Source organism: Microbacterium sp. NPDC058269, from assembly GCF_042881445.1.
GTDB lineage: Bacteria > Actinomycetota > Actinomycetes > Actinomycetales > Microbacteriaceae > Microbacterium.
This window is the reverse complement of the sequence record NZ_JBHVXT010000001.1, coordinates 826,561-851,257: the sequence shown is the minus strand read 5'-3', so window position 1 is coordinate 851,257 and position 24,697 is coordinate 826,561. Positions and strand designations below refer to the sequence as shown.

Here is a 24,697-nt window from a genome sequence, read left to right as displayed (position 1 = left end):
CGGCTGATGTCCGCATCCGCTTCCGATAGATTCGCGATATGAACGATCGGAATTCCGATGGACTGCGCGATCTCGCCCTGTGGCGGACCTTCCTCGCCGCGCATCGCTCCGGGTCGGTGTCGGCGGCGGCGCGGATGCTGGGCATCGCCCAGTCCTCCGTGACGACGCAGCTGCAGGCGTTGGAGCGGAGCATGGGGGAGCCGCTCTTCATCCGCCATGCGCGCGGGATCGTCCCCACTCCCCGCGCCGACGATCTGGCCGCGCGCCTGTCCGGACCGCTCGACGCGCTCGCCCTCGCCGTCGGAAGCCCGTCACCGGCTACCGCTCCGCCGGTGCGCATCGGTGGAGCGGGTGAGTTCGTCGAGCGCGTGGTGATGCCGGCGCTGGCGCCGATGATCGCGGAGGGGCGGCGGATCACCGTCACCACGGGGTTGGCGGATGAGCTGCTCGAACAGCTCGGTGCCGGAAGCCTCGATCTCGTGCTCTCGGCCATCCGCCCGAAGGGGCGCGCGCGTCCTGCTGCGGCCCTCGTCGACGAGGAGTTCGCGCTGGTCGCCGCGCCGTCGCTCGGGGTCAGTGCTTCCGCTGAACTCGTGCCGAGCACCCTCGAGGGCATCCCGCTCCTCGCCTACGCACACGACGTGCCCATCCTGCGTCGGTACTGGCGGCATGTGTTCGGCCTCCGTCTCGAGCGCGAACCCGCCCTGATCGTGCCCGACCTCCGAGCCCTCGCCGCGGCAGCCGTCGCCGGAGCGGGGGCCACGGTGCTGCCGACCTACCTGATCGCCGAGGAGCTCGCCGACGGGCGGCTGGCCGTGCTGCGCGAGACCGACGACCCGCCGATCAACACCATCTACCTGGTGCGCCGCCCCGGTCCGCTCACCGATGTCGTCGCCGAGATCGACCGGGCGCTTCGGCTCGCCGTCGCCTGACCCCGCATGCTCGGGTGAGCCGGGCGTCAGCGCGTGAGCCAGCTCCGCAGCGACCGGGTCACGAACGGGAGCACCCAGTACGCCATGATCGGCGTGAGCACGAGGGTGGTGACGAGCACCCGCAGCCAGATCGGCAGCTCGTTCCATCCCGGCACGGGGCTCATCGCGTAGGTGAAGGCGAGGTTCACGGGGAAGAAGCCCAGCCAGATCGAGGTCGCCTGCTTCCACCGCGGCGGGGCCGGAGCGACCGTGACGGTCTCGGTGGTGCCGTCGGAGGAGGGCAGCGTGATCGTGCCGGTGGTCGGCTCGTCGAACCAACCCTCGATCCCGGTGCGGCGCTTGGAGCGCTCGCTGCGCACGAAGCCCTCGCCCATCGACAGCCACCACGCCCGCTCGGCCGACTGCTCCCACGCGGTGAGCGAATCCTCGCTCGCGAAGCGGTAGAGCATGTGCCACACCTGCGAGTCCTCACCGGCGCGCACCCAGCCGGAGCCGAGGAAGCCCGGATACTTCGTCGCGAGGTTCACCCCCGTCTGCACCCAGGCGGTCGCCTCGACGATGCGCTCGGGGTCGACTTCGCGGCGGATGGACACGGTGAGGGGTTCGGACATGGTGCGGTCCTCGGGGGAACGGGCATCCGGGGTCAGGACGCCGAAGCGGATGCGCCAGGGGTGGCGGCGCACCCTCGATTCTAATTCGGATGGAGACACGTGCGTCCGCCTTCGAATCGCGCAACTGGTCGGATTCCAGGGCGAAATGCGACCAGTTGCGCGATTCGGAGGCGGGGCTCTACCGCCTCAGGGCCGCAGCGACCCGTCTGACCAGTTCCTCTGGTCGGTGCAGGAGCGGTGAGGTGACCTCGATGACGGTCCATCCGGCGGCGCGCAGTGCCGCGATCCGCTCCACGTCCTGCGCCCATCGGTGGTCGTGGAGCATTCCGAGGTATTCGATGGCCACACGTTCCTCGGGATACGCCATGTCGACGCACGCGAGGAATCTGCCCCTGTCATCGAACACGTCGAGGTTGAGCTGCGGCTCCGGCAGTCCCGCGAAGAGGAGGATGCACCGTACGCGAGTCTCTCGCGGCGACCACGAGTCCTCTCGCACGGACTCGAGAGCCGTGCGCAGTCGCTCCGCGCCCCGTCGGCGGCCCGCCTCGAGGGTGGCGCGCAGTTCGGCGACCGTCGTCAACGGCGGTCGCCCTTCGTCGGGCCGCCCGACTCCCCAACGCCACTGCCGGCAGAAGTGGTCTCCCGCGGCGATGAGGTCGATCAGCGGCAGAGTTCCCAATGCGATCCACGTCGCCGCGGGCGATGTCACCCGTAGTCCGCCGTGCATCCGGATCGAGGTCAGGCTTGCGAGCGTCCGGTGCCCCACGATGCCGCGTGCGCGGGGGAACGGTATCGCCCCGGATGCGCTGACATGCAGGGCAAGACCCGCTCCGTCGGAGATCTCACCCTTCTCGTCGAACTCGAGCGGGAGTGGTGCGCCCCAGATCGACGCGGCCGTATGGTGGCTGAAGAAATGGCCGGTATGCAGCCTCGCCGCGTATAGCTCAGCCCGCGCGACGCGGCTCCGGCGCTGCCGTTCGAAGGGGTCAACGGCCGCCGTCGTGTCGGTCTCGCTCGGGTGGTCGGCTTCGCGCGGGGCACGCATGCCGTGGAAGGGCGCTTGCAGATCCGAGCCCCTGAGACGTCTGCGGGACACCCCATGCAATCGTGCGACACCGACCGAGAAGTTGCCGTCGAAGCCCGTCGGAAGCATGTGTCGTCGTCCCATGGAGGACACGGTGGCACACACGCTTCGGCGACGGGCGGCTCGTCCACAGCCATGGTGCGCTTTCGAATCGCGCAACTGGCCCCATATGGCCGCCAAATGCGACCAGTTGCGCGATTCGAACGGGGGTCGCTGTCCGGGCCTCCACGAGGAGGACCCCCGCCGACCCGATTCGGCGGGGGTCTCGCGGCGTGGGAGCCGCGACGGGAGCAAGAGCGCTCACCGTGCGCGCGGTAGACGTGACACCCGATCCGGTCTGAGTCTCTGTCCGCGCACCTGCAGTTGTACCCGGGCGAGATGACGCGGTGGTGAACGCGGCGCGAACAACCGCGATCGCCGGAGGTGAGGGAGGCCGCTCGAAATACAAGGATGTCCTAGTAAATATCCGGTCCTCCGAGTAAACTCCCCAATGTGCCAACGACGGCACGGAGGGATGTCACACAATGACTCGTACTATCCCGCACTTCGTGGGCGGATCGCTTCTCACTCCCGACTCCGGTCGCTTCGCCGACGTGTTCGATCCGAGCACGGGGGCCGTCCAGGCGCGTGTACCGCTCGCCTCGGCCGACGACGTGCGCCGCGTGATCGCGAACGCCGAAGAGGCTCAGGTCGCGTGGGCCGCGACCAACCCGCAGAAACGCGCTCGCGTGCTGCTGCGCTTTCTCGACCTGGTGCAGCGCGAGATGACGTCACTGGCCGAGCTGCTCGCGAGCGAGCACGGCAAGACGGTCGACGACGCGAAGGGTGACATCCAGCGCGGCCTCGAGGTCATCGAGTTCTCCGCCGGTGCTCCGCACCTGCTCAAGGGCGAGTACTCCACCGGCGCCGGTACCGGGATCGACGTCTACTCGATGCGGCAGCCGCTCGGGGTCGTCGCCGCGATCACCCCCTTCAACTTCCCCGCCATGATCCCGCTGTGGAAGGCGGGCCCCGCTCTCGCCGCCGGCAATGCGGTCGTGCTCAAGCCCAGCGAGCGCGACCCCTCGGTGCCGGTGCGCATCGCCGAGCTCTTCCTCGAAGCCGGCCTCCCCGCCGGTGTCCTCAACGTGGTCCACGGCGACAAGGAGGCGGTCGACACGCTGCTCACGGATGACCGCATTCGCGCCGTCGGCTTCGTCGGGTCGACCCCCATCGCCGAGTACATCTATGCGACAGCCGCGGCCCACGGCAAGCGCGCCCAGTGCTTCGGCGGCGCGAAGAACCACATGATCGTGATGCCCGACGCCGACCTCGACCAGGCCGTCGACGCACTGATCGGCTCGGGCTACGGTTCTGCGGGTGAGCGCTGCATGGCCATCTCCGTCGCGGTGCCGGTGGGGCAGGAGACGGCTGACGCGCTCGCGGCCAAGCTCACCGAACGCGTCGCCCAGCTGCGGGTCGGCCCCTCGCTCGCGGTCGACGTCGACTACGGGCCCCTGGTCACGCGGGCGGCCGTCGAGCGGGTAGAAGGCTACATCCAGCAGGGTGTCGACGAGGGGGCGACGCTCCTCGCCGATGGACGCGGCTTCACGGTCGAAGGGCATGAGGAGGGCTTCTACCTCGGACCGACGCTGTTCGACCACGTGACCACCGACATGGCGATATACCGCGAGGAGATCTTCGGCCCGGTGCTGGTGATCGCCCGCGCCGCCGATTACGAGGAGGCGCTGCGCATGGCCTCCGAGCACGAATACGGCAACGGTGTCGCGATCTTCACTCGTGACGGCGACGCCGCCCGCGACTTCGCGGCCCGCGTCGAGGTCGGGATGGTCGGTGTGAACGTGCCGATCCCCGTGCCGATCGCGTATTACACGTTCGGCGGCTGGAAGCGCAGCGGCTTCGGCGACCTCAACCAGCACGGCACCGACGCCTTCCGCTTCTACACGAAGACCAAGACGGTGACGAGTCGCTGGCCCGCGGCCGGCATCCGCGACGGTGCCAGCTTCGTCATCCCCACCATGCATTAGTCCCGGCACACTCCCACAAGGAATCACGATGACCATGACCACCGTCACCACCACCGCCGAAGAGCGCGAGGCGATCATCGGCGCCGTCCGCGAATTCGCCGAGACCGAGCTCGCACCTTTCGCCGCCGAGCGCGACGAGAAGCACCTGTTCCCGCGGGAGTCGTTGAACCGTGCCGGCGAGCTCGGCCTCGGCGGCATCTACGTCGATGAGGAGTTCGGGGGCAGCGGCCTCAGCCGTCTCGACACCGTCGCGATCTTCGAGGAGCTCGCGAAGGGCGACCCCGCGGTCGCGGCGTACATCTCCATCCACAACATGGTGGTCTGGATGATCGACACCTACGGTGACGACGCACAGCGCGGCGAATGGCTGCCGAAGCTCACCGCCATGTCGGAGTTCGGGGGCTACTGCCTGACCGAGCCTGGCGCCGGATCGGATGCGGCGAACATCGCGACCAGCGCCGTCCGCGACGGCGACGACTACGTGCTCACCGGGGTGAAGCAGTTCATCTCCGGCGCGGGCGAGGCCGCTGTCTATGTCGTGATGGCGCGTACGGGGGAGCCGGGTGCCCGTGGGATCAGCGCCTTCCTCGTGCCCGGCGATTCCGAGGCGCTGAGCTTCGGCGCACCGGAGAAGAAGATGGGCTGGCACGCGCAGCCCACCCGCCAGGTCATCCTCGACGGTGTGCGGGTTCCCGCCTCCTCCATGCTCGGCGACGAGGGCCGCGGGTTCGCGATCGCGATGTCGGCCCTCAACGGCGGACGCCTCAACATCGCCGCCTGCTCGCTCGGCGGCGCGCAGTGGGCGCTCGACAAGGCGGTGCAGTACGTGCACGAGCGGATGGCCTTCGGAGAGCCGCTGGCCGAGAAGCAGTCGATCCTGTTCGCGATCGCCGACATGCGCACCGACCTGCATGCCGCACGTCTCATGGTGCGCGACGGCGCGCAGGCGGTCGACGAGCACGCACCCGATGCGACGATGCGATGCGCCATGGCCAAGCGCTTCGCGACCGACGCCGGCTTCGACGTCGCCAACCGGGCACTGCAGCTGCACGGCGGCTACGGCTACCTGCAGGACTACGGGATCGAGAAGGTCGTCCGCGATCTGCGGGTGCACCAGATCCTGGAAGGGACGAACGAGATCATGCGACTGATCGTCGGACGCGAGATGCTGCGGCCCGCGGGTTCGAGCTCCCTCCAGCGCAGCGGCGGAGACCAGATGCGGAGCGCATCATGACCACCGAGACTGCGAAGGCGGTGGTCGCGTTCCTCGGCCTCGGACACATGGGGCTGCCGATGGCGAAGAACCTCGTCGCCGCCGGTCACGAGGTGCACGGCTTCGACCTCATGCCCGCGGCCGTCGAGGCGGCCCAGGCGTCCGGCATCCTGGTGGCGGCGAGCGGTGCAGACGCCGTGGCCGGCGCGGATGTCGTGATCACCATGTTCCCCGCCGGAAAGCACGTGATCGAGGCGTATCGCACCGAGCTGCTGGCGGCGGCCCATCCTGGCACGCTCTTCATCGAGTCGTCGACGATCGCCGTCGACGAGGCTCGCGCGGCGCACGCCCTCGCGCTCGCCGCCGGACACCGCAACGTCGACGCTCCGGTGTCGGGCGGCGTGGTCGGCGCGGAGAACGGCACGCTCGCGTTCATGGTCGGCGGCTCGGACGACGACTTCGCATCCGCGCTCCCGCTGCTCGAGATCATGGGAAAGCGCGTCGTGCACTGCGGCGGTCCTGGCCTCGGTCAGGCGGCCAAGGTGTGCAACAACATGGTGCTCGCGGTCTCACAGATCGCGGTGGCCGAAGCCTTCGTGTTGGGGGAGCGGCTCGGACTCGAGCACCAGGCGCTGTTCGACGTGGTGTCGCAGGCGTCCGGGCAGTGCTGGTCGATCACGACGAACTGCCCCGTGCCCGGCCCCGTGCCCACGAGCCCGGCCAATCGCGACTATCAGCCGGGTTTCGCCGGGGCCCTGATGGCCAAGGACCTCGGACTCGCACTGCAGGCGATCGAGCAGACGTCGACCGACGCACGGATGGGCCGGCTCGCCCAGGAGATCTACGCCGCGTTCGCGGCCGGCGACGGCGCGGGACGCGACTTCTCCGGGATCATCACCGACATCCGCGACGACCGGGTCTGACGGCCGGTTTCGAATCGCGCAAATGGCCCGATCCGGGGCGAACATGCGGCCATTTGCGCGATTCGAAGGCCAGGGTGAATGCTGAAGAACACCACGACGGAGAGGGCGACATGACCGAGTACGAGACGATCCTGGTCGAGCAGCGCGGGAGGGTGGGGTGGATCACCCTGAACCGTCCTGAGGCGCTGAACGCGTTGAACAGCCTTCTCGCCGAGGAGGTCACCGCCGCGGCGCTCGCCTTCGATACGGACGAGGGCGTCGGTGCGATCGTGGTGACCGGGTCTGAGAAGGCCTTCGCCGCCGGCGCCGACATCAAGGAGATGGAGGGCATGTCCGCGGCGCAGATGCTCGAGACCGACCACTTCGGCGTCTGGCACGAGTTCGCCGCGGTGCGGACCCCCGTGATCGCCGCGGTCTCCGGTTTTGCGCTGGGTGGCGGATGCGAGCTGGCGATGATGTGCGACATCATCCTGGCCGCCGACACCGCCAAGTTCGGACAGCCCGAGATCAACCTCGGCGTCATCCCCGGCATGGGCGGCACACAGCGCCTGATCCGCGCGGTCGGCTACTACAAGGCGGCCGAGCTGGTGCTCTCCGGGCGCTTCATGGGAGCGGAGGAGGCGGAGCGCTCCGGCCTCGTGTCACGCGTCGTGCCGGCATCCGACCTCCTCGCCGAGGCGACGAAGCTCGCCGACACCATCGCCTCGAAGTCGCTGCCGTCGGTCTACGCCGCGAAGGCTGCGTTGGACGCCGCCATGGAGACGACCCTGGCCGAGGGGCTCGCGCACGAGAAGCAGGCCTTCGCCGCGCTGTTCGACACCGCGGATCAGAAGGAGGGCATGTCGGCCTTCCGGGAGAAGCGGGTACCCGACTTCCAGAACCGCTAGCGTGCCGTGAACAACACCTCAGAAATGAGTGCGATTCGTCGGAAACGGCTCTCAGTGCCGTGCCCGACGAGAGTTCCTGCGGAGTTGTACACCACCTCAGCCGCCGAGCGCGTCGACGATCTTGGCGATCCGGCGCTCGCGCGTCGCTTCCTGCTTGGCCTCGGCCACGCTCCGCGCGTGCTCCTTGCGCACGGTGTACGACAGGGCGTCGAAGGCGGTGCGCAGGGCGGGGTCGGCGCCCAGGGCTGCCGCCAGCTCGGGCGGAACGTCGACCGTGCGCTCGGCGGAGTCCACCCGGATCACGGCGTCGATCTCCTGGTCGATCTCGAGTCCGAGGTCGCCGCGCACGGCCTTGCTGAAGCCGATCATGTTCTCGCTGCCCATGCGCGCCAGACGCAGGCGAGCGGTGCGTCCGCCGATCGTGACGGCCACGGGGAACGCCTTGCCGGCACCGAGAGAGGCGACCTGTTCATCCGTGAGCAGAATCGCCGCAGCGGGACCACGGCCGGTGAGGACGGTGTGCAGGCGCAGTTCGCTCATGCCGAAAGAGTACGCCCGGGACCCTCGAACTCGGCGGCGAGAATCGCATTGCGCTCCAGGATCAGGCGGCGCATGTATGCGCGCAGGAACATCGCGTCGACGAGCCTGCCGAGCGGACCGAACGGCGAGCGGAAGGTCACGGTGTCGTGCATGAGCGTGCCGGACGGATGCTCCTCGAACCGGTGCTCGTGCAGGAATGCCGCGAACGGGCCGGAGATCTGCCGATCCGAGAAGCCGCGGGGCGGATCGATGTCGAACACGATCGAGCGCAGGCGGAACGGGATGCCGAAGTGGCGTGCCCGCCAGGTCGCGGTCGTGCCTTCGGTGAAGACGCCGCCTGCCGGTGCCTCGACCATGGTCTCGCCGAATCGGGCCATGCTCTTCACGTGCAGTGCCGGATCGAGCGACGCGGCGAACACCTCGTCGGGGGTCGCGGCGATGATCGTGTCGAGCGCGAACCGGGCCATCTCAGAGGGCTTCGGGCTGCGGGCGGGGATCGGCGAAGTCGCCGGCGTCCTTGCGCAGTCGCGCCACGATCGCGACGAGCTCGGCGGCGTCGTCGCGGCTCAGACCGGGCTCGGCGAATACATCCGCGTTGAGGGCCTGAGTGGCGCGCTCGACCAGTTCTCGGCCGGACTCGGTCAGGACGAGGAGCGCGGCCCGTCCGTCATGCGGGTGCGGCTCACGCGCGATCAGACCGTCGCGGACCAGACGTTCCGCCGTGCTCGTGACCGTGGTCGGATGCACCTGGAGGCGGGCGACCACGCTCGACAGGGGAAGGCTGCCGGCCCGGCTGAAGGCCAGCAGACGCAGCACCTCGTAGCGGGCGAAGCTCAGGGCGAACGGCTTGAGGGCCGCGTCGACGCGGGCGAGGAGCAGCTGCTGGGCCCGCATCACCGAGGTGACCAGCGCCATGCCGTCGGCGGCGTCCGTCCAGCCGTGCGCGAGCCACTGCCGCTTCGCCTCGGCGAGCGGGTCGATGGGGAGCGGACGGGGTCGGGCCATTTCTCTACGGTAGTGGCGGGAGGGCGGGGTGCGGTGACGGCGCGCGACGCATCCGGCGGCCCTGCGACTGAGTCTCAGTCGCAGGTGATCTGGAACTCAGTATCGCGGTCTAGAATTGCAGCAGTCGTGAGGAGCAATCGATGAAGATCTTCGTCCTGGTCAAAGAGGTGCCGGACACCTATGGCGATCGCAAGCTGAATCTCGAGACCGGACTCGCCGATCGTGCGGCGGGTGACGTGGTCCTCGACGAGATCACCGAGCGGGCTCTCGAGGTCGCGCTCAGCTACGCCGACAAGAACGACGGCACCGAGGTGGTGGCCGTCTCGATGGCTCCGGAGGGGTCGACCGCTTCCGTCCGCAGAGCGCTGGCGATCGGTGCCGGTTCCGCCGTGCACATCGCCGACGAGCAGCTCGCCGGTGCCGACCTCGGGCTCACCGCCGAGGTGCTCGCCGCGGCGATCCGCCGCGGTGCCCCCGACCTCGTGATCACCGGCAACCTGTCGACCGACGGCTCCGGCGGTGTGATCCCGGCGATGATCGCCGAGCACCTCGGGTTCGCGCAGGCCACGGCCCTGACCTCGGTCGAGATCACCGCCGACGGTGTCTCCGGAATCCGGGGTGCGGATGCCGGAAGCCAGCCGGTGTCGGCGCCGCTCCCGGCCGTGATCTCGATCACCGAGGCGCTCCCCGACGCACGGTTCCCCAACTTCAAGGGCATCATGGCGGCGAAGAAGAAGCCGCTCGAGGTACTCTCGCTCGCCGACCTCGATGTCTCGGCGGATCCGTCCGCCGCGCCCCGGACCATCATGACGACCGTGTCGGAGAAGCCCCCGCGGGCGGCCGGCGTGAAGATCACCGATGAGGGCGACGCCGCAGACAAGCTCGTCGACTACCTCGTGCAGAACAGGCTGGTGTGAGATGACTTCCTCCGAGAACCCGATCCTCGTCCTCGTCGACGTCGACCCCTCCGGCTACGTCGCCACCAGCACGGCGGCGCTCATCGGTGCGGCCTCGACGATCGGCTCGCCCGTCGCGCTGATCGTCGGCGGCAGCCCTGCCGCGGTGGATCAGGCTGCCGCAGCCGGAGCCTCCGTCGTGCTGACCGCCGATGGCGACCCGGCCGCGCTGACCGTGCCGATCGTGGATGCCCTGCAGGCCGCAGCCGCGCAGGTGCGCCCCGACGCCGTGCTGATCTCGAACTCCATCTCCGGTCGCGATGTGGCCGGACGCTTCGCCGTGCGCACCAAGAGTGCGCTCTCGGTCGACGCGGTGGGTGTCTCCCGCGATGACGAGGGCGTCGTCGCCCACCACTCGGTCTACGGCGGGGCATACCTGGTCGACTCGGCTCCCACGTTCGGCACTCCGGTCATCACGGTGCGTCAAGGTGCGGTGGATGCGCGCGCCGAGGCCGTGCCCTCGCATTCGGTCGAGGTGCTCGATGTCACCGCGTCCGGTGCCGTGGCGGCGACGGCCGGTCCTGTCGAGGCCGTCGAGGTCGCCTCGTCCCGTCCCGAGCTGCGCGGCGCCACGCGTGTGGTGTCCGGCGGTCGCGGCCTCGCGTCGAAGGAGAAGTTCGTGCTCGTCGAAGAGCTCGCCGATGCGCTCGGTGCGGCCGTCGGCGCCTCCAGGGCCGCTGTCGATGCGGGGTACATCCCGCAGTCGCACCAGGTCGGTCAGACCGGGGTGTCGGTGTCGCCGCAGCTGTATGTCGCTCTCGGCATATCCGGGGCGATCCAGCACCGCGCGGGCATGCAGACGTCGAAGAACATCGTCGCGATCAACAAGGACCCCGAGGCGCCGATCTTCGACGTCGCGGACTTCGGCATCGTCGGCGACGTGTTCGCCGTGGTCCCGCAGGTGATCGCCGCCCTCGAGGCGCGGAAGAAGTAGCCGTGGCGACGCGGATGCTGCGACGCGGTCTGCCGCGTGTGCCGGGTGGGGAGCCGTGGCCCCCGGCCGATGCGGTGACGGAAGACGCGGAGCCGACGGTTGCCCTGGCCGCCGAGGGCCCGGCGGCGACGGAGGCCGATCATGCGGCGAGGTCGGGTGTCGCCGCCGTCGCCGACTCCGTCGTGGCGGGGGAGTCGGCACCCGTGGTCGCCGCCGAGCAGACCAGGAGCGCCGCCCCCGTGGCGACCGCCGGAGCCGCGCGGATCCGTCGCGGTCTGCCGCGCGTGCCGGGCGGAGAGTCCTGGCCACCGTCGGCCGCCGCCGTGCCCGCCGCCGTGCCCGCCGCCGCGGCGACTCCCGCTCCGCAGGCGACGAAGCCGGAGCCGGCTGTCGCGGCGGCAGTTCCCGCACCTTCGGCGACCGGCAGTGCGCCGGCGACGACTCCTGCATCGAGCGCGCCGTCGCCCGTCGTCGGCGCGCCCGAAGCGCAGATCGCCGCAGTCGGCGGTGTTCGTCGCGGCCTGCCCCGCGTGGTCGGCGGCGAGCCGTGGCCACCCGCAGGCACCGTCCCGCTCGCCCCTGCTGTCGCGGCATCCGTCGAGCCGGTGGCTCCTGCGCCGGTCGTTCCCGAGAGCACCGGACCCGAGAGCACCGCTGTCGTCGCGGCATCCGCACCTGCGATCGCCGACGTCGCCACCCCGTTGCCGTGGACGCGCACGGTGTGGAACGGGCGCGCGCCACGTCACATCGCCGAGGCGCCGGCGCCGGCATCCGGTCGCCGCCGCCCGACGTGGCCCCAGGCCATCGCCGTCTTGTTCGGCGCCGCCGCGCTCGGAGTGCTCGCGGGCGCCGCCATCGCCTTCGTGCGCGCGCTCCTCAGCTTCCCGTTCATGCAGGACTTCCTCACGGCCTTCCCGGGCGAATACGAGCCGGGCATCGCGGTCGAGCCCGGGTTCTCGCCGTGGATCGGCTGGCAGCACTTCTTCAACATGTTCTTGATGGTGCTGATCATCCGCTCTGGTCTGCAGGTGCGCACCGAGAAGCGACCCACGGTCTTCTGGACGCCTCGTGGCAACGCGAAGGGCAAGATCAGCCTGAACCTCTGGTTCCACCAGTCGCTCGACATCCTGTGGCTCGTGAACGGCGTGATCTTCGTGGTGCTGCTGTTCGTCACGGGGCACTGGGTGCGCATCGTGCCGACGAGCTGGGAGGTCTTCCCGAACGCGCTGTCGGCCGCCCTGCAGTACATCTCGTTCGACTGGCCGCATGAGAACGGCTGGAACAACTACAACAGCCTGCAGCAGCTCGCCTACTTCGCGACCGTGTTCATCGCGGCACCTCTCGCGGCGATCACCGGGTTCCGCATGTCGGGGCTCTGGCCGAAGAAGGCCGAGAAGCTGTCGAAGGCCTACCCGGTGGAGTGGGCACGGGCGCTGCACTTCCCGATCATGCTGTACTTCGTGGCGTTCATCATCGCGCACGTCGCCCTCGTGATGCTGACTGGATTCCTGCGCAACCTGAACCACATGTTCGCGTCGCAGGATGCGGTCACCTGGACCGGATTCTGGGTGTTCATCCTCTCGCTCGTGGTGATCGCGATCGCGTGGGTGGCCGCCCGGCCTCTCGTGCTCGCGCCTATCGCGAAGGCGTTCGGAAAGGTCTCCGGACGCTGACACGACCATGCTGACGAGAGAACGCTGACGGAAGGAAGATCATGGCCGAGGCGTACATCATCGATGCGGTTCGTTCTCCGGTGGGGCGGCGCGGGGGATCACTCTCCGACATCCATCCGGCGGATCTCGGGGCACACAGCCTCCGCGCGTTGGTCGACCGTGTCGGCATCGACCCCGGGGCGATCGACGACGTCGTTCTGGGTGCGATCGACGCGATCGGCGGGCAGGCGGGCAACGTGGCGCGCACCGCCGCGCTCGTCGCCGGATTCCCCGAGCACGTGCCGGGAGTCACGATCGACCGCCAGTGCGGGTCGAGCCAGCAGGCCGTGCACTTCGCCGCGCAGGCCGTGATGAGCGGGGTGAACGACCTCGTTGTCGCCGGTGGATTGCAGAACATGTCGCAGGTGCCCCTGACCGCGGCGGCCGTCGTGGGGGAGGCCTACGGATTCACGACCCCGTACGCCGAGTCGCCCGGATGGCGCGAGAAGTACGGAGACCAGGAGATCTCGCAGTTCGCCGGTGCGGAGCTGATCGCCGAGAAGTGGGGCATCTCCCGGGAGGAGATGGAGCAGTTCGCCCTGGAGAGTCACCGTCGCGCTGCCGTCGCGCAGGACGAGGGACGATTCGCGAACGAGATCGCCCCGCTGAACGGCCTCGCCCACGACGAGGGCGTGCGCCGGGACACGACCCTGGAGCGGATGGCCGGGCTCTCGCCGCTGCGAGAGGGCGGACGGATCACGGCCGCCGTCGCGTCCCAGATCAGCGATGCCTCCAGTGCCATGCTCATCGCGAGCGAACGGGCCGTGCACGAGCACGGACTCACGCCCCGCGCGCGCATCCATCAGATGGCGGTGCGGGGTGCCAGTCCTGTCCTCATGCTCACCGCACCCATCCCGGCGACGCGGCACGCACTGCAACGCGCGGGCCTCGGTGTCGCCGACATCGACCTGTTCGAGGTGAACGAGGCCTTCGCTCCCGTGGTGCTCGCCTGGATGCGTGAGCTCGATGCTCCGCACGAGAAGGTCAACGTCAACGGCGGTGCCATCGCGCTCGGCCACCCGATCGGGGCGACCGGCACGAGGCTTCTCACGACCATGCTGAACGAACTCGAGCGCACCGGCGGACGCTACGGCCTGCAGGCGATGTGCGAGGGCGGCGGCGTCGCGAATGTGACCATCATCGAACGGCTCTGATCCGGAGCGAACCGCGACCGACAGCGAGAACGGGCCGCCTCCGAGAGGAGACGGCCCGTTCTGTGCGTGTGCTGCGGTCGATCAGGGGCGCACGAAGCGCACTTCGGTCAGCGTCTCGCCCAGGAACGGCTCGGTGTGCGAGGCGCCGTCGAGACGGAAGCCGTTACGCGTGTAGAAGCGGTGCGCGCGGGGGTTGTCCTCGGCCACCCACAGGTACAGCGGCTCGTCCTTCTCGACGGCGGCGTCGAACAGCTTCTGGCCGATGCCGGTCGAGTGCCAGGCGTCGAGCAGGTAGATGAAGTAGAGCTCGCGGAACGCGGGGGCATCCTTGTCGCGGGCGGGGCCGGAGCCGACGAAGCCGACGATCTCGCCGTCGACGAGAGCGGCGTTCATCTTGAACTCGGGGCCCTGCGAGGCCCAGTGCGTCCAGAGCTCCGCCATGCGGCGCGGCGAGACCTTCTCCAGCGCCGCCTTGCTGATCAGGTGGTCGTAGGTCTCGTGCCAGCACTGCGCATGCACGCGACCGAGGGCTTCCGCATCCACATCACGGACCGGACGGACGATGACTTCAGACTGGGCTTCGGCGCTCATGTTCGTGACTCTACGCGCGGCGTCGGCGAAGAGGAAATCGAGTGGATGTTCGATGACACCTGGTGTGCGGGCCTGGAGGGTTCGCACAACGATGTTCGCGGATCGTGCACTCCTGGCTACGATCGATCCTCGTGAACGTGATCTGGCGGACCCTCCTGGTGATCCTCGGCGCTCGCCGCCGTGTGCGACGGGGGAAGACCCTCGACCCGACCGCCGTCGGCAGCATCACCCTCACGACCCTGCCGACCGACATCGACATCCTGCGCCACATGAACAACGGCCGCTACCTGTCGCTGTTCGACCTCGGGCGCTGGGACCAGCTCATCCGCACGGGACTCTTCGACGCGATGAAGGACCGCGGCTGGTACGCGGTCGTCTCCAGCGAGACGATCACGTTCCGCAAGTCGCTGCAGCTGTGGCAGCGCTTCGAGGTGCAGTCGCGGTTCATCGGGCACGACGACAAGGCGCTGTTCATGGAGCACCGCGCCGTGGTCGACGGAGAGGTCTACGCCCGAGCGATCGTGCGCGCCCGGATGCTGCGCCGCAGCGGAGGCACCGTCAGCAACGAAGAGCTGTTCGCCGCGGTGGGCAAGCCCGAGGGCGTGCCGGAGATCGACGCCTGGGTGCATGACTGGGCCGCGGCATCCGCGCTCCCGCCGGTTCGCGTGAAGGCCCCGAGCGTCTGGGGCTGATCCCTCGACGCCGATCCCCGCTCCTCCGGTTTCCGTAAGAACCCCGCTTCTTTCCCTGTCACAGAGCCGAAGGAGGGGCGCTTCCGGAGCGCACCTCAGTACTCTGAGCGGGAAGTCAGGGGCGCAGACGCCCCGGTGATCCCGTCGACGTAGACGGGCGGAGGAGGAAGCAGTGGCAGTCATCGGCATCGTGCGGGAGCCTGCGGGCGAAGCACGGGTCTCGGCCACCCCGGCGACGATCGCGTCGCTCGGGAAGCTGGGCCACACGGTCAGGGTGGAGCGGGGAGCGGGCGCTGCGGCCTCGTACCCCGACGCCGAGTACGCGGCGGCGGGAGCGGCGCTGGTGGGTCGCGCCGAGGCCTGGGGGAGCGAGATCGTCCTCGCGATCACCGCTCCCGGCGCGGAGGAGATCGCCCTCCTCTCCGACGACGCCACCCTCATCGCACTTCTCTCGCCGGCACTGCGCCCCGACCTCGTCGAGTCGCTCGCACAGCGCGGCATCACGGCGGTCGCACTCGATGCGGTGCCGCGCATCTCGCGCGCGCAGTCGATGGACGTGCTCAGCTCGATGGCGAACATCGCCGGCTACCGCGCCGTCGTCGAGGCCGCGCATGAGTTCGGCCGCTTCTTCACCGGCCAGGTGACCGCCGCCGGCAAGGTGCCGCCGGCGAAGGTGCTGGTCGCGGGCGCCGGAGTCGCAGGTCTCGCCGCCATCGGGGCCGCATCGAGTCTCGGAGCTATCGTGCGCGCGACAGACCCGCGCCCCGAGGTCGCCGACCAGGTCACCTCGATCGGCGGCTCGTACCTTCCGGTCGACGTCGAGGTCGCAGCCTCCACCGACGGCTACGCCAAGGCGACGAGCGCGGACTACGACCGCAGGGCCGCCGAGATCTACACCGAGCAGGCCGCCGACGTCGACATCATCATCACGACCGCGCTCATCCCCGGCCGGGCGGCCCCTCGCCTGATCACGGCATCCGATGTCGCGCAGATGACGCCGGGCAGCGTGATCGTCGACATGGCCGCGGGGCAGGGTGGCAACGTCGAGGGCTCGGTCGCGGGCGAGAGGGTCGTCACCGACAACGGTGTGATCATCCTGGGATACACCGACCTGGCGTCGCGCCTGGCCGCTCAGGCCTCCCAGCTCTACGGCACGAACCTCGCCAACCTCGTCGCCCTGCTGACCCCCGCGAAGGACGGGCAGCTGGTGATCGACTTCGACGACGTCGTGCAGCGCTCGGTCACGGCCGTGCGCGATGGCGAGGTCACCTGGCCCCCGCCCGCCGTGCAGGTCGCGGCCGCCCCCGCCACGAAGACTGCAGCGGCACCGGTCGAGATCGCGCCGCCGAAGAAGATGTCCACCGCGCGCAAGGTCACGCTGATCGTGGTGGGGATCGCCGCGCTGTTCGCCGTGAACGCGTTCGCCCCCGCTCCGCTGCCGCAGCACTTCACGGTGCTCGTGCTCTCTGTCGTGATCGGCTTCTACGTGATCGGCAAGGTGCATCACGCGCTGCACACCCCGCTCATGTCGGTGACCAATGCCATCTCGGGCGTCATCGTCGTCGGAGCGATGCTGCAGATCACGTCGCCGCTGCCGGTCGTGCAGGTGCTCGCCGCGATCGCCGTGCTGCTCGCCTCCATCAACATCTTCGGAGGCTTCGCGGTGACCCGTCGAATGCTCGCGATGTTCACACTCGGGACATCGGCGAAGGGCGGCCAGAAGTGACCGTCGACGCGCTCGCCGGGGCGGCCTACATCGTCGCCGCCCTGTTGTTCATCCTCAGCCTCGCCGGGCTCAGCCGTCACGAGTCCGCCCGCTCCGGCGTGGTCTACGGCATCGCAGGCATGACGATCGCGCTGGTCGCGACCGTCGCCCTCACCGTGGCGGATGCGTGGAGCACCGGGGCGTTCCTCGGCCTGGGTCTGCTGGTGGCCGCCGTGCTGATCGGTGCGGCCATCGGACTCTGGCGGGCACGGGTCGTGGAGATGACCGGGATGCCCGAGCTCATCGCGCTCCTGCACAGCTTCGTCGGCCTCGCCGCGGTGCTCGTCGGCTGGAACGGCTACCTCGCGCACCCGGAGATCGCCCCTCAGCTCGTCGGCATCCACAACGCCGAGGTCTTCATCGGAATCTTCATCGGTGGTGTCACCTTCACCGGGTCGATCGTCGCGTACCTCAAGCTCTCGGCCAAGATGTCGTCGAAGCCGCTCATGCTCCCGGGCAAGAACGGGCTCAACATCGGGGCGCTCGTCGCGTTCGTCGGCCTGACCGTGTGGTTCGTGAACGACCAGCAGCTGTGGCTCCTGATCGCGGTCACCGTGCTCGCCTTCGCACTCGGCTGGCACCTGGTCGCCTCGATCGGCGGCGGGGACATGCCGGTCGTCGTCTCGATGCTCAACAGCTATTCCGGTTGGGCGGCCGCCGCGGCGGGCTTCCTCCTGAACAACGACCTGCTCATCGTCACGGGCGCGCTGGTGGGATCGTCGGGTGCGTACCTCTCGTACGTGATGTGCAAGGCCATGAACCGCTCGTTCCTCTCCGTCATCGCAGGCGGATTCGGGATCGCGGCGCCGTCCGCAGATGACACCGAGTACGGCGAGCACCGCGAGATCACCGCCGAGGGTGCGGCCGAGATGCTCGTCGCGGCCGGCACCGTCGTGATCACGCCCGGCTACGGCATGGCGGTCGCGCAGGCGCAGTATCCGGTGGCCGACCTGGTCCGACGACTCCGCGAGCGGGGTGTGGACGTGCGGTTCGGCATCCATCCGGTCGCGGGGCGCCTTCCCGGCCACATGAACGTGCTGCTGGCCGAGGCCAAGGTGCCGTACGACATCGTCCTGAGCATGGACGAGATCAACGACGACCTCGCCTCGACCGCGGTCGTGCTGGTGATCGGCGCGAACGACACGGTCAACCCGGCCGCCGCCGAAGACCCGGGGAGCCCCATCGCCGGGATGCCGGTGCTGAAGGTGTGGGAGGCCGAGAACGTCATCGTGTTCAAGCGCTCGATGGCCGCCGGCTACGCAGGGGTGCAGAACCCGCTGTTCTTCCGCGAGAACGCGTCGATGCTGTTCGGCGATGCGAAGCAGCGGGTGGAGGACATCATCGCCGCGCTGTGAAAGGTCGCACGGTGAGCGGCGGAGGACGCGGGTGTCCCCCGAACGCCCTACAGACACCCTCGTATGCGGCTTCTAGCCTGAGAGATCGGACCGTCTCGAGAGTCGACGTCGGTCCGAACGAGGAGGAATGAAATGCAGCGTCGAACGACGAAGATCCTGACCGGTGGCCTGCTGGCCGCGGTGATCCTGGGAGGCGGTGCGGTGCCCGCGGGAGCCGCAGTGGCATCGGAAGCAGCGCCCACGTCCGTCTCGGCGGCGGGAGTCGACAACACCCTCGCCCAGGTGGAAAGCGCGGCGCACAAGCTGCGAGATGTGATCGCCACCCTGCGCTCGACGAACAAGACCGCGGAGCAGAAGCGCACGAGCGCGAGAGGAGCGGTGAGCACGCTGAACTCCGTCGCGCAGACGCTCGGGGGATCGGCTGCGACGGCGCTCAAGCGAGACGCGGGAAACGTCTCTGCAGCGGCATCGCGATCGCAGTTCACCACCGCGGCGAGCACACTCGTGTCGTCCGTGCAGCGCCTGGACAAGATCGCCGACGCGATCAGAGACCTCGACGGAGGACTCGGCGGCTGAGCCGTCTCTCCATCTCGTGCACCGCGGAGCCCCATCGGAAACGGAGGGGCTCCGCGGTCGTTTCGCCATCCGGCGCTCCCGGGATAGGACGGGGTGGGCAACTAGGCTGAAATCCATGGCAGCGACCCCCTCGGATGCCGTGGCATCCGCCCCTCTCGCAGATCGTGCGATCGAGCTGGCTCGACGCTGGGCGATCGAGGCGGCGGCGATCGAACCCGACCCCGCAGCGGCGCGGCTCGCCGGTGTGCTGCAGGACGCGAACGGGCTGCCGTTCACGCTCGGCTTCGTCGACGGCGTCATGCGCCCGGAGAGCCTGACCGCCGCCGCCTCGCAGCTGCACCGGATCGCCCCGATCGTGCCGGAGTTCCTGCCCTGGTACCTGCGCTCTGTCGTGCGCCTCGGCGGCGGCGTCGCACAGATCCTCCCCTCACCGGTGGTGCCGATCGCCCGGAGAGTGCTCCGCGACATGGTCGGGCATCTCATCGTCGACGCGCGTCCCGCGAAGCTCGGGGCAGCGATCGAGCGGATCAGGGCGAACGGCTCACGCCTCAACCTGAACCTGCTCGGTGAGGCCGTGCTCGGCGAGGCCGAAGCGCGGCGACGGCTGGACGGCATCCGCGCGCTCGTGCAGCGTCCGGACGTCGACTACGTCTCGGTCAAGGTCTCGGCGATCATCAGTCACCTCTCGATGTGGGCGTTCGACGAGGTGGTCGACGAGGTGGTGGATCGGCTCCTGCCGCTGTACCTGGCGGCCGCGGCCGACGGCACGTTCATCAACCTCGACATGGAGGAGTACCGCGACCTCGACCTCACGATCGCGGTCTTCACACGCATCCTCGAGGATCCGCGCCTGGCCGGGCTCGAGGCGGGGATCGTGCTGCAGGCCTACCTTCCCGATGCCCTGCCCGCCCTGCAGGAGCTGACCGCCTGGGCACAGGACCGCGTCGCACACGGTGGCGCCCGCATCAAGGTGCGACTCGTCAAGGGCGCGAACCTCGCGATGGAGCACGTCGAAGCCCGGATGCACGGCTGGACGCCCGCGACCTACGACACCAAGCTCGACACCGACGCGAACTACCTGCGCTGCCTCGACTGGGCTCTGCAGCCCGAGCACGCCGCGGCCGTGAAGATCGGCGTCGCCGGGCACAACCTCTTCGGCATCGCCTACGCCTGGCTGCTCGCGGGTGAGCGGGGTGTGCGCGAGGCCGTCGAGTTCGAGATGCTCCTCGGCATGGCCCAGGGGCAGGTGCAGGCCGTCTCGCGCGAGGTCGGACCGGTACTGCTGTACGTGCCGGTCGTGGAGCCCGCCGAGTTCGATGTCGCGATCAGCTACCTGGTGCGCCGACTCGAGGAGAACGCGTCTCCGGACAACTTCCTCTCCGCCGCGTTCCGGCTGGGCGAGGACGAGTCGCTGTTCGTGCGGGAGCAGGACCGTTTCCTCGATGCGCTCGACAGGTCGGGCGACGCCACGCTGCGCATCGGACCCCGTCGCACGCAGGACCGCCAGGCGCCGGTGCACGAGTCGGTGCGGACGGCGCCAGCCGCCCCCGTACCGGAGACCGACCTCACCAAAGCGGTGCTCGGGATCTCGCGTGGTTCCGACGACGAGGGCGGCCGCGAGGCGTTCCTCGAGACGGCCGTGTACTCCGCTCGCGAGATGGAGCAGGATGCCGGTGGCGCTCCCGGCTTCTCGAACACGGCCGACAGTGATCCGGCACTGCCCGCGAACCGCGACTGGGCGCGCGAGGTGCGCGAGCGCATCCCCACCTCCGAGCTCGGCGTCGCCACGATCGCCGTCGCACGGGTGTCGGATGCGGAAGACCTCGAACGGATCGTGCGGGGCGTGCGCCGTGCGGCGCCGTCGTGGGGTGGACGCCCTGCCGCCGAACGCGCCGAAGTGCTGCTGCGTGCCGCCGCCGCGCTCGAGTCGCGCCGGGGAGACCTCATCGAGGTCGCGGCCTCCGAGACCGGCAAGGTCTTCGCCGAAGCCGACGTCGAAGTGAGCGAGGCGGTCGACTTCGCACGCTATTACGCGGCCAAAGCTCGCGAACTCGACGCGATCGCGGGCGCCGTGTTCGTCCCGGCATCCGTCACCGTCGTCACGCCGCCGTGGAACTTCCCCGTCGCGATCCCCGCCGGGGGCGTGCTCGCCGCGCTCGCCGCGGGTTCGGGCGTCGTCTTCAAGCCCGCCCCGCAGGCCCGCCGCTGCGCCGCCGTGATCGCCGAGGCGCTGTGGCAGGCGGGTGTGCCGCGTGACCTGCTCGCGCTCGTCGACATCGAGGAGGGCGAGCTCGGTCGAGAGCTCATCACGCATGACGCCGTCGACCGGGTCATCCTCACCGGCGCATGGGATACGGCGGCGCTGTTCCGCTCCTGGCGCCCCGATCTGCCGCTGCTCGCCGAGACCAGCGGCAAGAACGCGATGATCATCACGCCCTCGGCGGATCTCGATCTCGCGGTCGCCGACCTCGTCAAGAGCGCCTTCGGTCATGCCGGGCAGAAGTGCTCGGCGGCGTCGCTGGCGATCCTCGTCGGGCCGGTCGGACGCTCGGCCCGATTCGCCCGTCAACTGGCCGACGCCGTGCGGTCGCTGCACGTCGGGCAGCCCACCGATCCACTGGCCGAGGTGGGTCCGGTGATCGAGCCGCCGACGGGCAAGCTCGCCTGGGCGCTGAGCGAGCTCGAGGGCGATGAGCAGTGGCTGATCGAACCGGCGCTCTCGACGGACGACGACGGCAGCGGACGGCTGTGGCGCCCCGGCGTCCGGGTGGGCGTGCAGCCGGGGTCGCGTTTCCACACCGAGGAGTTCTTCGGGCCGGTGCTCGGGGTCATGCACGCTCCGACGCTCGCGCGTGCCGTCGAGATGCAGAACGCCGTCGCCTACGGGCTCACCGCAGGGCTGCACACCCAGGACCCGGAGGAGCTGTCGTACTGGCTCGCCCGGGTGCAGGCGGGCAACCTCTATGTGAACCGCGGCATCACCGGCGCGATCGTGCAACGTCAGCCGTTCGGCGGGTGGAAGCGCTCCTCGGTCGGCCCCGGTGCCAAGGCAGGTGGCCCGAACTACCTGATCGGGCTGGGGTCCTGGCGCTCGCAGCCAGGCGGCCCGGCATCCAGCACTCTGCATCTGCGGGGACTCGATTCCCGGATCACGGCGCTCATCGAGTCGGCGCAGTCGTCGCTCGAGTATGAGAGGTTCGAGTGGCTGCGCCGTTCTGCGCTGTCGGATGCCCTCGCCTGGGACCGCGAGTTCGGCCAGGTGCGCGACGTGTCGCGCCTCGGCGTCGAGCGCAACCTCTTCCGTTATCGGCCGGTGCCCGTCGAGGTTCGCGCGACCGACGATGCCGCGCTGCAGGATCTGCTGCGCGTCGTGATCGCCGGAGTGCGTTCGGGAGCGAAGTTCGTGATCTCGACCCCGGTCGGGTTGCCCGGCGACGTGCGCCGCGCGCTCGGCGACCTCGATGCCCCGGTGTTCCTGGAGAGCGATGACGAGTGGCTGCAGCGGATGCTTCGACAGGATGCCCCCGAGGGCGTCGCGCTGCCGGTGAGTGACCGGGTGCGTCTGGTCGGCGGTCGTGCCGCCGTGGCCGCGCTGCACACTGCTCTGGCAACGGCATCCGCGGGTGATCCCGACGTCGCAGTGTACGACGGGGAGGTGACGGCGGCGGCCCGGATCGAGCTGCTGCCGTTCGTGCACGAGCAGTCGATCTCGATCACCGCGCACCGCTACGGCAACCCCGACTCCTGGAGCAGCGGCGTGATCTGAGCCGCACTCCCGTTCCGGTCGCACTTCCTGCCGTCCGATCCGCGTTGGTGCGACAGGAACTGCGACCGGAACACGTCGGCGTGTAAAGAATGTTTGACACAAGCGGATGCTCGACGTACGCTGAGTGTGTCAAGAATCTTTTACATCGGAGGCATCATGGTCTACGAAGAACGCAATGCATGGGCGGGTCTCATCGTGAGCCCGATCGTGATGGTCGTCTACGTCGTGCTGGTGCTGCAGCAGGCCGCGGGAGGGCCGCTCACCGGCGTCGACTGGTTCCCGCTCATGCTGTGGGTGATCGGCGGCGGCATCGTCGCGACCATCATCCTCAGTGTCGGGTGGGGAATCATCGCCGGGATGAAGGACCCCGACGGGGTCGGCCGCTCCGACATCCGCGATCGCGACATCAGCCGGTTGGGTGGTCGTGTCGAGCAGGGCTTCGTCGTGATCGCGGGCCTCGGGGTGATCGCGCTCTGCGCGGTGGGGGCTGACGTGTTCTGGATCGCGAACACGATGTTCGCGGGCTTCGCGGTGTCGGCGCTCGTCGGCGGCATCGCGCGAGTGATCGCCTACCGGCGGGGCCTCGTCTGATGGTCAAGCCCACCCTCGTCTCGAACACCATCCGCGCACATCGTGAACGGGCCGGACTCACCCAGGCAGAGCTCGCGCGCACCGTGGGCGTGACGCGCCAGACGCTCATCGCGATCGAGCAGCAGAAGTACTCGCCGACGCTCGAACTCGCCTTCCAGATCGCCCGCGCGTTCGGCGTGGGCCTCGACGACATCTTCGGGTATCCCGACACGTCAGGAGCATCATCATGAGCCGGTCGATGAAGGCATGGCGTCGGGAGACCTACGGTCCGGCCGACGGCGTCACCCTCGAGCGCATTCCGGTTCCCGTGCCCGGCCGCGGCGAGGTGCTGCTGCGGGTGCACGCCACGGCCTTGAACGCGGGCGATGTGCGCCTCCTGCTCGGTGATCCGCTGCTCGTGCGACCGGTGTTCGGGCTGACCCGTCCGAAGCATCCGGTGCGCGGCATGGAGGTCGCCGGCACCGTGGTCGCCGTGGGGCCGGACGTCGTCGGCGCCGAGATCGGTGAAGACGTGGTCGGCGAGCTCGTCGGTGGCGGAGGCCTCGCCGAGTACGTGTGCGTTCCTGCAGCGCGGCTCGTGCCGATCCCCACCGACATCGCCCCGGAGGCCGCCGCGTGTCTGCCGGTCGCCGGTGGTACCGCATGGCGGGCCCTCGACCTCGCCGGGGTAGGGCTCGCGCACGGAAGCCACGCAGCGGGGGGAGCACCGCGAGTGCTGATCATCGGTGCATCCGGAGGAGTCGGCACGTTCGCCGTGCAACTCGCGACTCTCCGCGGCGCCGAGGTGTGGGCGACCTGCCGTGACCGAAACGCGCCGCTTGTCGAGCAGCTCGGCGCCGTGCGCACGTTCGACCACAGGGAGTCGCCGTTGAGCGCGTTGCCGGACGGCCGCTTCGACGCGATCATCGACATCGCCGGAGGGATGCCGCTGCGCGAGCTGAAACGCCTCGTCGTCCCCGGTGGAACGGTCGTGCTGGTCACGGGCGACGGCGGTCACGTGCTGGGTCCCATCCCGCGGATGCTGCGTGCGGTGTTCCTGTCGATCGGCTCGCGGAGCATCCGTCCCCTCGCTGCGACGCCCCGCCCCGAGGTTCTGGCGAAGCTCCTCGAACTCGTCGCGGATGGCCGCGTGGTCCCCGTGATCGAGCGTGAGTACCCGTTCGCCCAGGCATCCGCCGCCCTCGCCCAGCTCGAGGCCGGCCACACGGTCGGCAAGCTCGTCGTCACCGGCTCCGCGGTCTGATCCGTTCCGGCTCGGCGGCGCTCTGGCGGCGTACAGGGGGCGGGTGACAGAATGGACCCCGGCGTGCCCGAGTCGCATCTTCCCCGACGCCCGCTCGATCGAGCGAAGGGTCGAAGGACCGCCGGGCCCCTGGACAGCGT

At 69.6% G+C, this 24,697-nt stretch carries 23 protein-coding genes; 17 read left to right on the top strand and 6 right to left on the bottom strand.

The window, feature by feature from the left end; genetic code table 11:
• Nucleotides 1-38 precede the first annotated feature (38 nt).
• Nucleotides 39-932 (top strand): LysR family transcriptional regulator, encoded by an 894-nt coding sequence (locus tag ACFVWL_RS04225; RefSeq protein WP_387178901.1) that lies wholly within the window; start codon nucleotides 39-41, stop codon nucleotides 930-932.
• Nucleotides 933-958: 26 nt separating this feature from the next.
• On the opposite strand, the gene ACFVWL_RS04220 is transcribed toward ACFVWL_RS04225, so the two are convergent.
• Together ACFVWL_RS04220 and ACFVWL_RS04215 are read right to left on the bottom strand one after the other, a co-directional pair.
• Nucleotides 959-1,543 carry an antibiotic biosynthesis monooxygenase gene (locus tag ACFVWL_RS04220; RefSeq protein ID WP_058632958.1) on the bottom strand — a complete coding sequence of 195 codons (585 nt, stop codon included), beginning with the start codon at nucleotides 1,541-1,543 and terminating at the stop codon, nucleotides 959-961.
• A 178-nt stretch (nucleotides 1,544-1,721) separates the two neighbouring features.
• On the bottom strand, nucleotides 1,722-2,711 hold the full coding sequence (locus tag ACFVWL_RS04215; RefSeq protein ID WP_387178898.1) for a hypothetical protein: 990 nt from the start codon (nucleotides 2,709-2,711) through the stop codon (nucleotides 1,722-1,724).
• A 440-nt stretch (nucleotides 2,712-3,151) separates the two neighbouring features.
• Between ACFVWL_RS04215 and ACFVWL_RS04210 the strand changes: the two genes are divergently transcribed.
• The 4 genes from ACFVWL_RS04210 to ACFVWL_RS04195 all read left to right on the top strand — a co-directional run bounded on the left by ACFVWL_RS04210 (nucleotide 3,152) and on the right by ACFVWL_RS04195 (nucleotide 7,677).
• The gene (locus tag ACFVWL_RS04210) at nucleotides 3,152-4,654 is read left to right on the top strand and encodes a CoA-acylating methylmalonate-semialdehyde dehydrogenase (protein ID WP_387178895.1); all 1,503 of its coding nucleotides are present in this window, start codon (nucleotides 3,152-3,154) and stop codon (nucleotides 4,652-4,654) included.
• Between the two features lie 28 nt (nucleotides 4,655-4,682).
• Entirely contained in the window at nucleotides 4,683-5,888 is a 1,206-nt protein-coding gene (locus ACFVWL_RS04205) for an acyl-CoA dehydrogenase family protein (RefSeq protein ID WP_387178892.1), read from the top strand.
• The gene (gene mmsB, locus ACFVWL_RS04200) at nucleotides 5,885-6,790 is read left to right on the top strand and encodes a 3-hydroxyisobutyrate dehydrogenase (RefSeq protein ID WP_387178889.1); all 906 of its coding nucleotides are present in this window, start codon (nucleotides 5,885-5,887) and stop codon (nucleotides 6,788-6,790) included. The genes ACFVWL_RS04205 and mmsB overlap by 4 nt, the downstream gene beginning before the upstream one ends.
• A gap of 110 nt (nucleotides 6,791-6,900) precedes the next feature.
• Complete coding sequence (locus tag ACFVWL_RS04195) at nucleotides 6,901-7,677, top strand: enoyl-CoA hydratase-related protein (protein WP_387180916.1); 777 nt, start codon at nucleotides 6,901-6,903, stop codon at nucleotides 7,675-7,677.
• 96 nt (nucleotides 7,678-7,773) lie between these two features.
• On the opposite strand, the gene ACFVWL_RS04190 is transcribed toward ACFVWL_RS04195, so the two are convergent.
• From ACFVWL_RS04190 to ACFVWL_RS04180, 3 genes are read right to left on the bottom strand one after another with little or no spacing between them, the layout of a single operon-like run.
• A complete protein-coding gene (locus ACFVWL_RS04190; protein WP_387178886.1) occupies nucleotides 7,774-8,217 on the bottom strand; it encodes a YdeI/OmpD-associated family protein in 444 nt (147 codons plus the stop codon).
• A complete protein-coding gene (locus ACFVWL_RS04185; protein ID WP_387178883.1) occupies nucleotides 8,214-8,684 on the bottom strand; it encodes an SRPBCC family protein in 471 nt (156 codons plus the stop codon). Before ACFVWL_RS04185 ends, ACFVWL_RS04190 begins: the two co-directional genes overlap by 4 nt.
• Before the next feature lies 1 nt (nucleotide 8,685).
• Complete coding sequence (locus ACFVWL_RS04180) at nucleotides 8,686-9,222, bottom strand: MarR family winged helix-turn-helix transcriptional regulator (protein ID WP_029267750.1); 537 nt, start codon at nucleotides 9,220-9,222, stop codon at nucleotides 8,686-8,688.
• A gap of 140 nt (nucleotides 9,223-9,362) precedes the next feature.
• Here ACFVWL_RS04180 and ACFVWL_RS04175 point away from each other — a divergent pair, with 140 nt between their 5' ends.
• The 4 genes from ACFVWL_RS04175 to ACFVWL_RS04160 are packed head-to-tail and all read left to right on the top strand — an operon-like array spanning nucleotide 9,363 to nucleotide 13,978.
• Complete coding sequence (locus ACFVWL_RS04175) at nucleotides 9,363-10,139, top strand: electron transfer flavoprotein subunit beta/FixA family protein (protein WP_387178879.1); 777 nt, start codon at nucleotides 9,363-9,365, stop codon at nucleotides 10,137-10,139.
• A gap of 1 nt (nucleotide 10,140) precedes the next feature.
• Nucleotides 10,141-11,112: an electron transfer flavoprotein subunit alpha/FixB family protein gene (locus tag ACFVWL_RS04170; protein ID WP_387178876.1), complete on the top strand. Its 972-nt coding sequence runs from the start codon at nucleotides 10,141-10,143 to the stop codon at nucleotides 11,110-11,112.
• 2 nt (nucleotides 11,113-11,114) lie between these two features.
• Nucleotides 11,115-12,785: a cytochrome b/b6 domain-containing protein gene (locus ACFVWL_RS04165; RefSeq protein ID WP_387178873.1), complete on the top strand. Its 1,671-nt coding sequence runs from the start codon at nucleotides 11,115-11,117 to the stop codon at nucleotides 12,783-12,785.
• A 41-nt stretch (nucleotides 12,786-12,826) separates the two neighbouring features.
• A complete protein-coding gene (locus tag ACFVWL_RS04160; RefSeq protein ID WP_387178870.1) occupies nucleotides 12,827-13,978 on the top strand; it encodes an acetyl-CoA C-acetyltransferase in 1,152 nt (383 codons plus the stop codon).
• 81 nt (nucleotides 13,979-14,059) lie between these two features.
• Here ACFVWL_RS04160 and ACFVWL_RS04155 read toward each other — a convergent pair whose 3' ends face one another.
• Complete coding sequence (locus tag ACFVWL_RS04155) at nucleotides 14,060-14,569, bottom strand: GNAT family N-acetyltransferase (protein ID WP_387178867.1); 510 nt, start codon at nucleotides 14,567-14,569, stop codon at nucleotides 14,060-14,062.
• A 131-nt stretch (nucleotides 14,570-14,700) separates the two neighbouring features.
• Between ACFVWL_RS04155 and ACFVWL_RS04150 the strand changes: the two genes are divergently transcribed.
• The 8 genes from ACFVWL_RS04150 (at nucleotide 14,701) to ACFVWL_RS04115 (ending at nucleotide 24,557) form a co-directional block, all read left to right on the top strand.
• Nucleotides 14,701-15,261 carry an acyl-CoA thioesterase gene (locus tag ACFVWL_RS04150; RefSeq protein ID WP_387178864.1) on the top strand — a complete coding sequence of 187 codons (561 nt, stop codon included), beginning with the start codon at nucleotides 14,701-14,703 and terminating at the stop codon, nucleotides 15,259-15,261.
• 172 nt (nucleotides 15,262-15,433) lie between these two features.
• Complete coding sequence (locus ACFVWL_RS04145; RefSeq protein ID WP_387178860.1) at nucleotides 15,434-16,987, top strand: Re/Si-specific NAD(P)(+) transhydrogenase subunit alpha; 1,554 nt, start codon at nucleotides 15,434-15,436, stop codon at nucleotides 16,985-16,987.
• Entirely contained in the window at nucleotides 16,984-18,381 is a 1,398-nt protein-coding gene (gene pntB, locus ACFVWL_RS04140; protein WP_387178857.1) for a Re/Si-specific NAD(P)(+) transhydrogenase subunit beta, read from the top strand. The genes ACFVWL_RS04145 and pntB overlap by 4 nt, the downstream gene beginning before the upstream one ends.
• A 132-nt stretch (nucleotides 18,382-18,513) precedes the next feature.
• On the top strand, nucleotides 18,514-18,957 hold the full coding sequence (locus ACFVWL_RS04135; RefSeq protein ID WP_387178855.1) for a hypothetical protein: 444 nt from the start codon (nucleotides 18,514-18,516) through the stop codon (nucleotides 18,955-18,957).
• Nucleotides 18,958-19,072: 115 nt separating this feature from the next.
• Complete coding sequence (locus tag ACFVWL_RS04130; RefSeq protein WP_387178852.1) at nucleotides 19,073-22,723, top strand: proline dehydrogenase family protein; 3,651 nt, start codon at nucleotides 19,073-19,075, stop codon at nucleotides 22,721-22,723.
• 156 nt (nucleotides 22,724-22,879) lie between these two features.
• A complete protein-coding gene (locus ACFVWL_RS04125; RefSeq protein WP_387178850.1) occupies nucleotides 22,880-23,314 on the top strand; it encodes a hypothetical protein in 435 nt (144 codons plus the stop codon).
• Nucleotides 23,314-23,544, top strand: coding sequence for a helix-turn-helix transcriptional regulator (locus ACFVWL_RS04120; RefSeq protein WP_387178847.1), 231 nt, complete (start codon nucleotides 23,314-23,316; stop codon nucleotides 23,542-23,544). Before ACFVWL_RS04125 ends, ACFVWL_RS04120 begins: the two co-directional genes overlap by 1 nt.
• Nucleotides 23,541-24,557 (top strand): NAD(P)-dependent alcohol dehydrogenase, encoded by a 1,017-nt coding sequence (locus ACFVWL_RS04115; RefSeq protein WP_387178844.1) that lies wholly within the window; start codon nucleotides 23,541-23,543, stop codon nucleotides 24,555-24,557. The genes ACFVWL_RS04120 and ACFVWL_RS04115 overlap by 4 nt, the downstream gene beginning before the upstream one ends.
• The last annotated feature ends 140 nt before the right edge of the window (nucleotides 24,558-24,697 follow it).

What these genes read in the sequence shown, in the direction of transcription:
- ACFVWL_RS04225 (WP_387178901.1), top strand. Translation starts at nt 39, where the DNA reads ATGAACGATCGGAATTCCGATGGACTGCGCGATCTCGCCCTGTGGCGG.
- ACFVWL_RS04220 (WP_058632958.1), bottom strand. Translation starts at nt 1,543, where the DNA reads ATGTCCGAACCCCTCACCGTGTCCATCCGCCGCGAAGTCGACCCCGAG.
- ACFVWL_RS04215 (WP_387178898.1), bottom strand. Translation starts at nt 2,711, where the DNA reads ATGGGACGACGACACATGCTTCCGACGGGCTTCGACGGCAACTTCTCG.
- ACFVWL_RS04210 (WP_387178895.1), top strand. Translation starts at nt 3,152, where the DNA reads ATGACTCGTACTATCCCGCACTTCGTGGGCGGATCGCTTCTCACTCCC.
- ACFVWL_RS04205 (WP_387178892.1), top strand. Translation starts at nt 4,683, where the DNA reads ATGACCATGACCACCGTCACCACCACCGCCGAAGAGCGCGAGGCGATC.
- mmsB (WP_387178889.1), top strand. Translation starts at nt 5,885, where the DNA reads ATGACCACCGAGACTGCGAAGGCGGTGGTCGCGTTCCTCGGCCTCGGA.
- ACFVWL_RS04195 (WP_387180916.1), top strand. Translation starts at nt 6,901, where the DNA reads ATGACCGAGTACGAGACGATCCTGGTCGAGCAGCGCGGGAGGGTGGGG.
- ACFVWL_RS04190 (WP_387178886.1), bottom strand. Translation starts at nt 8,217, where the DNA reads ATGAGCGAACTGCGCCTGCACACCGTCCTCACCGGCCGTGGTCCCGCT.
- ACFVWL_RS04185 (WP_387178883.1), bottom strand. Translation starts at nt 8,684, where the DNA reads ATGGCCCGGTTCGCGCTCGACACGATCATCGCCGCGACCCCCGACGAG.
- ACFVWL_RS04180 (WP_029267750.1), bottom strand. Translation starts at nt 9,222, where the DNA reads ATGGCCCGACCCCGTCCGCTCCCCATCGACCCGCTCGCCGAGGCGAAG.
- ACFVWL_RS04175 (WP_387178879.1), top strand. Translation starts at nt 9,363, where the DNA reads ATGAAGATCTTCGTCCTGGTCAAAGAGGTGCCGGACACCTATGGCGAT.
- ACFVWL_RS04170 (WP_387178876.1), top strand. Translation starts at nt 10,141, where the DNA reads ATGACTTCCTCCGAGAACCCGATCCTCGTCCTCGTCGACGTCGACCCC.
- ACFVWL_RS04160 (WP_387178870.1), top strand. Translation starts at nt 12,827, where the DNA reads ATGGCCGAGGCGTACATCATCGATGCGGTTCGTTCTCCGGTGGGGCGG.
- ACFVWL_RS04155 (WP_387178867.1), bottom strand. Translation starts at nt 14,569, where the DNA reads ATGAGCGCCGAAGCCCAGTCTGAAGTCATCGTCCGTCCGGTCCGTGAT.
- ACFVWL_RS04135 (WP_387178855.1), top strand. Translation starts at nt 18,514, where the DNA reads ATGCAGCGTCGAACGACGAAGATCCTGACCGGTGGCCTGCTGGCCGCG.
- ACFVWL_RS04130 (WP_387178852.1), top strand. Translation starts at nt 19,073, where the DNA reads ATGGCAGCGACCCCCTCGGATGCCGTGGCATCCGCCCCTCTCGCAGAT.
- ACFVWL_RS04125 (WP_387178850.1), top strand. Translation starts at nt 22,880, where the DNA reads ATGGTCTACGAAGAACGCAATGCATGGGCGGGTCTCATCGTGAGCCCG.
- ACFVWL_RS04120 (WP_387178847.1), top strand. Translation starts at nt 23,314, where the DNA reads ATGGTCAAGCCCACCCTCGTCTCGAACACCATCCGCGCACATCGTGAA.
- ACFVWL_RS04115 (WP_387178844.1), top strand. Translation starts at nt 23,541, where the DNA reads ATGAGCCGGTCGATGAAGGCATGGCGTCGGGAGACCTACGGTCCGGCC.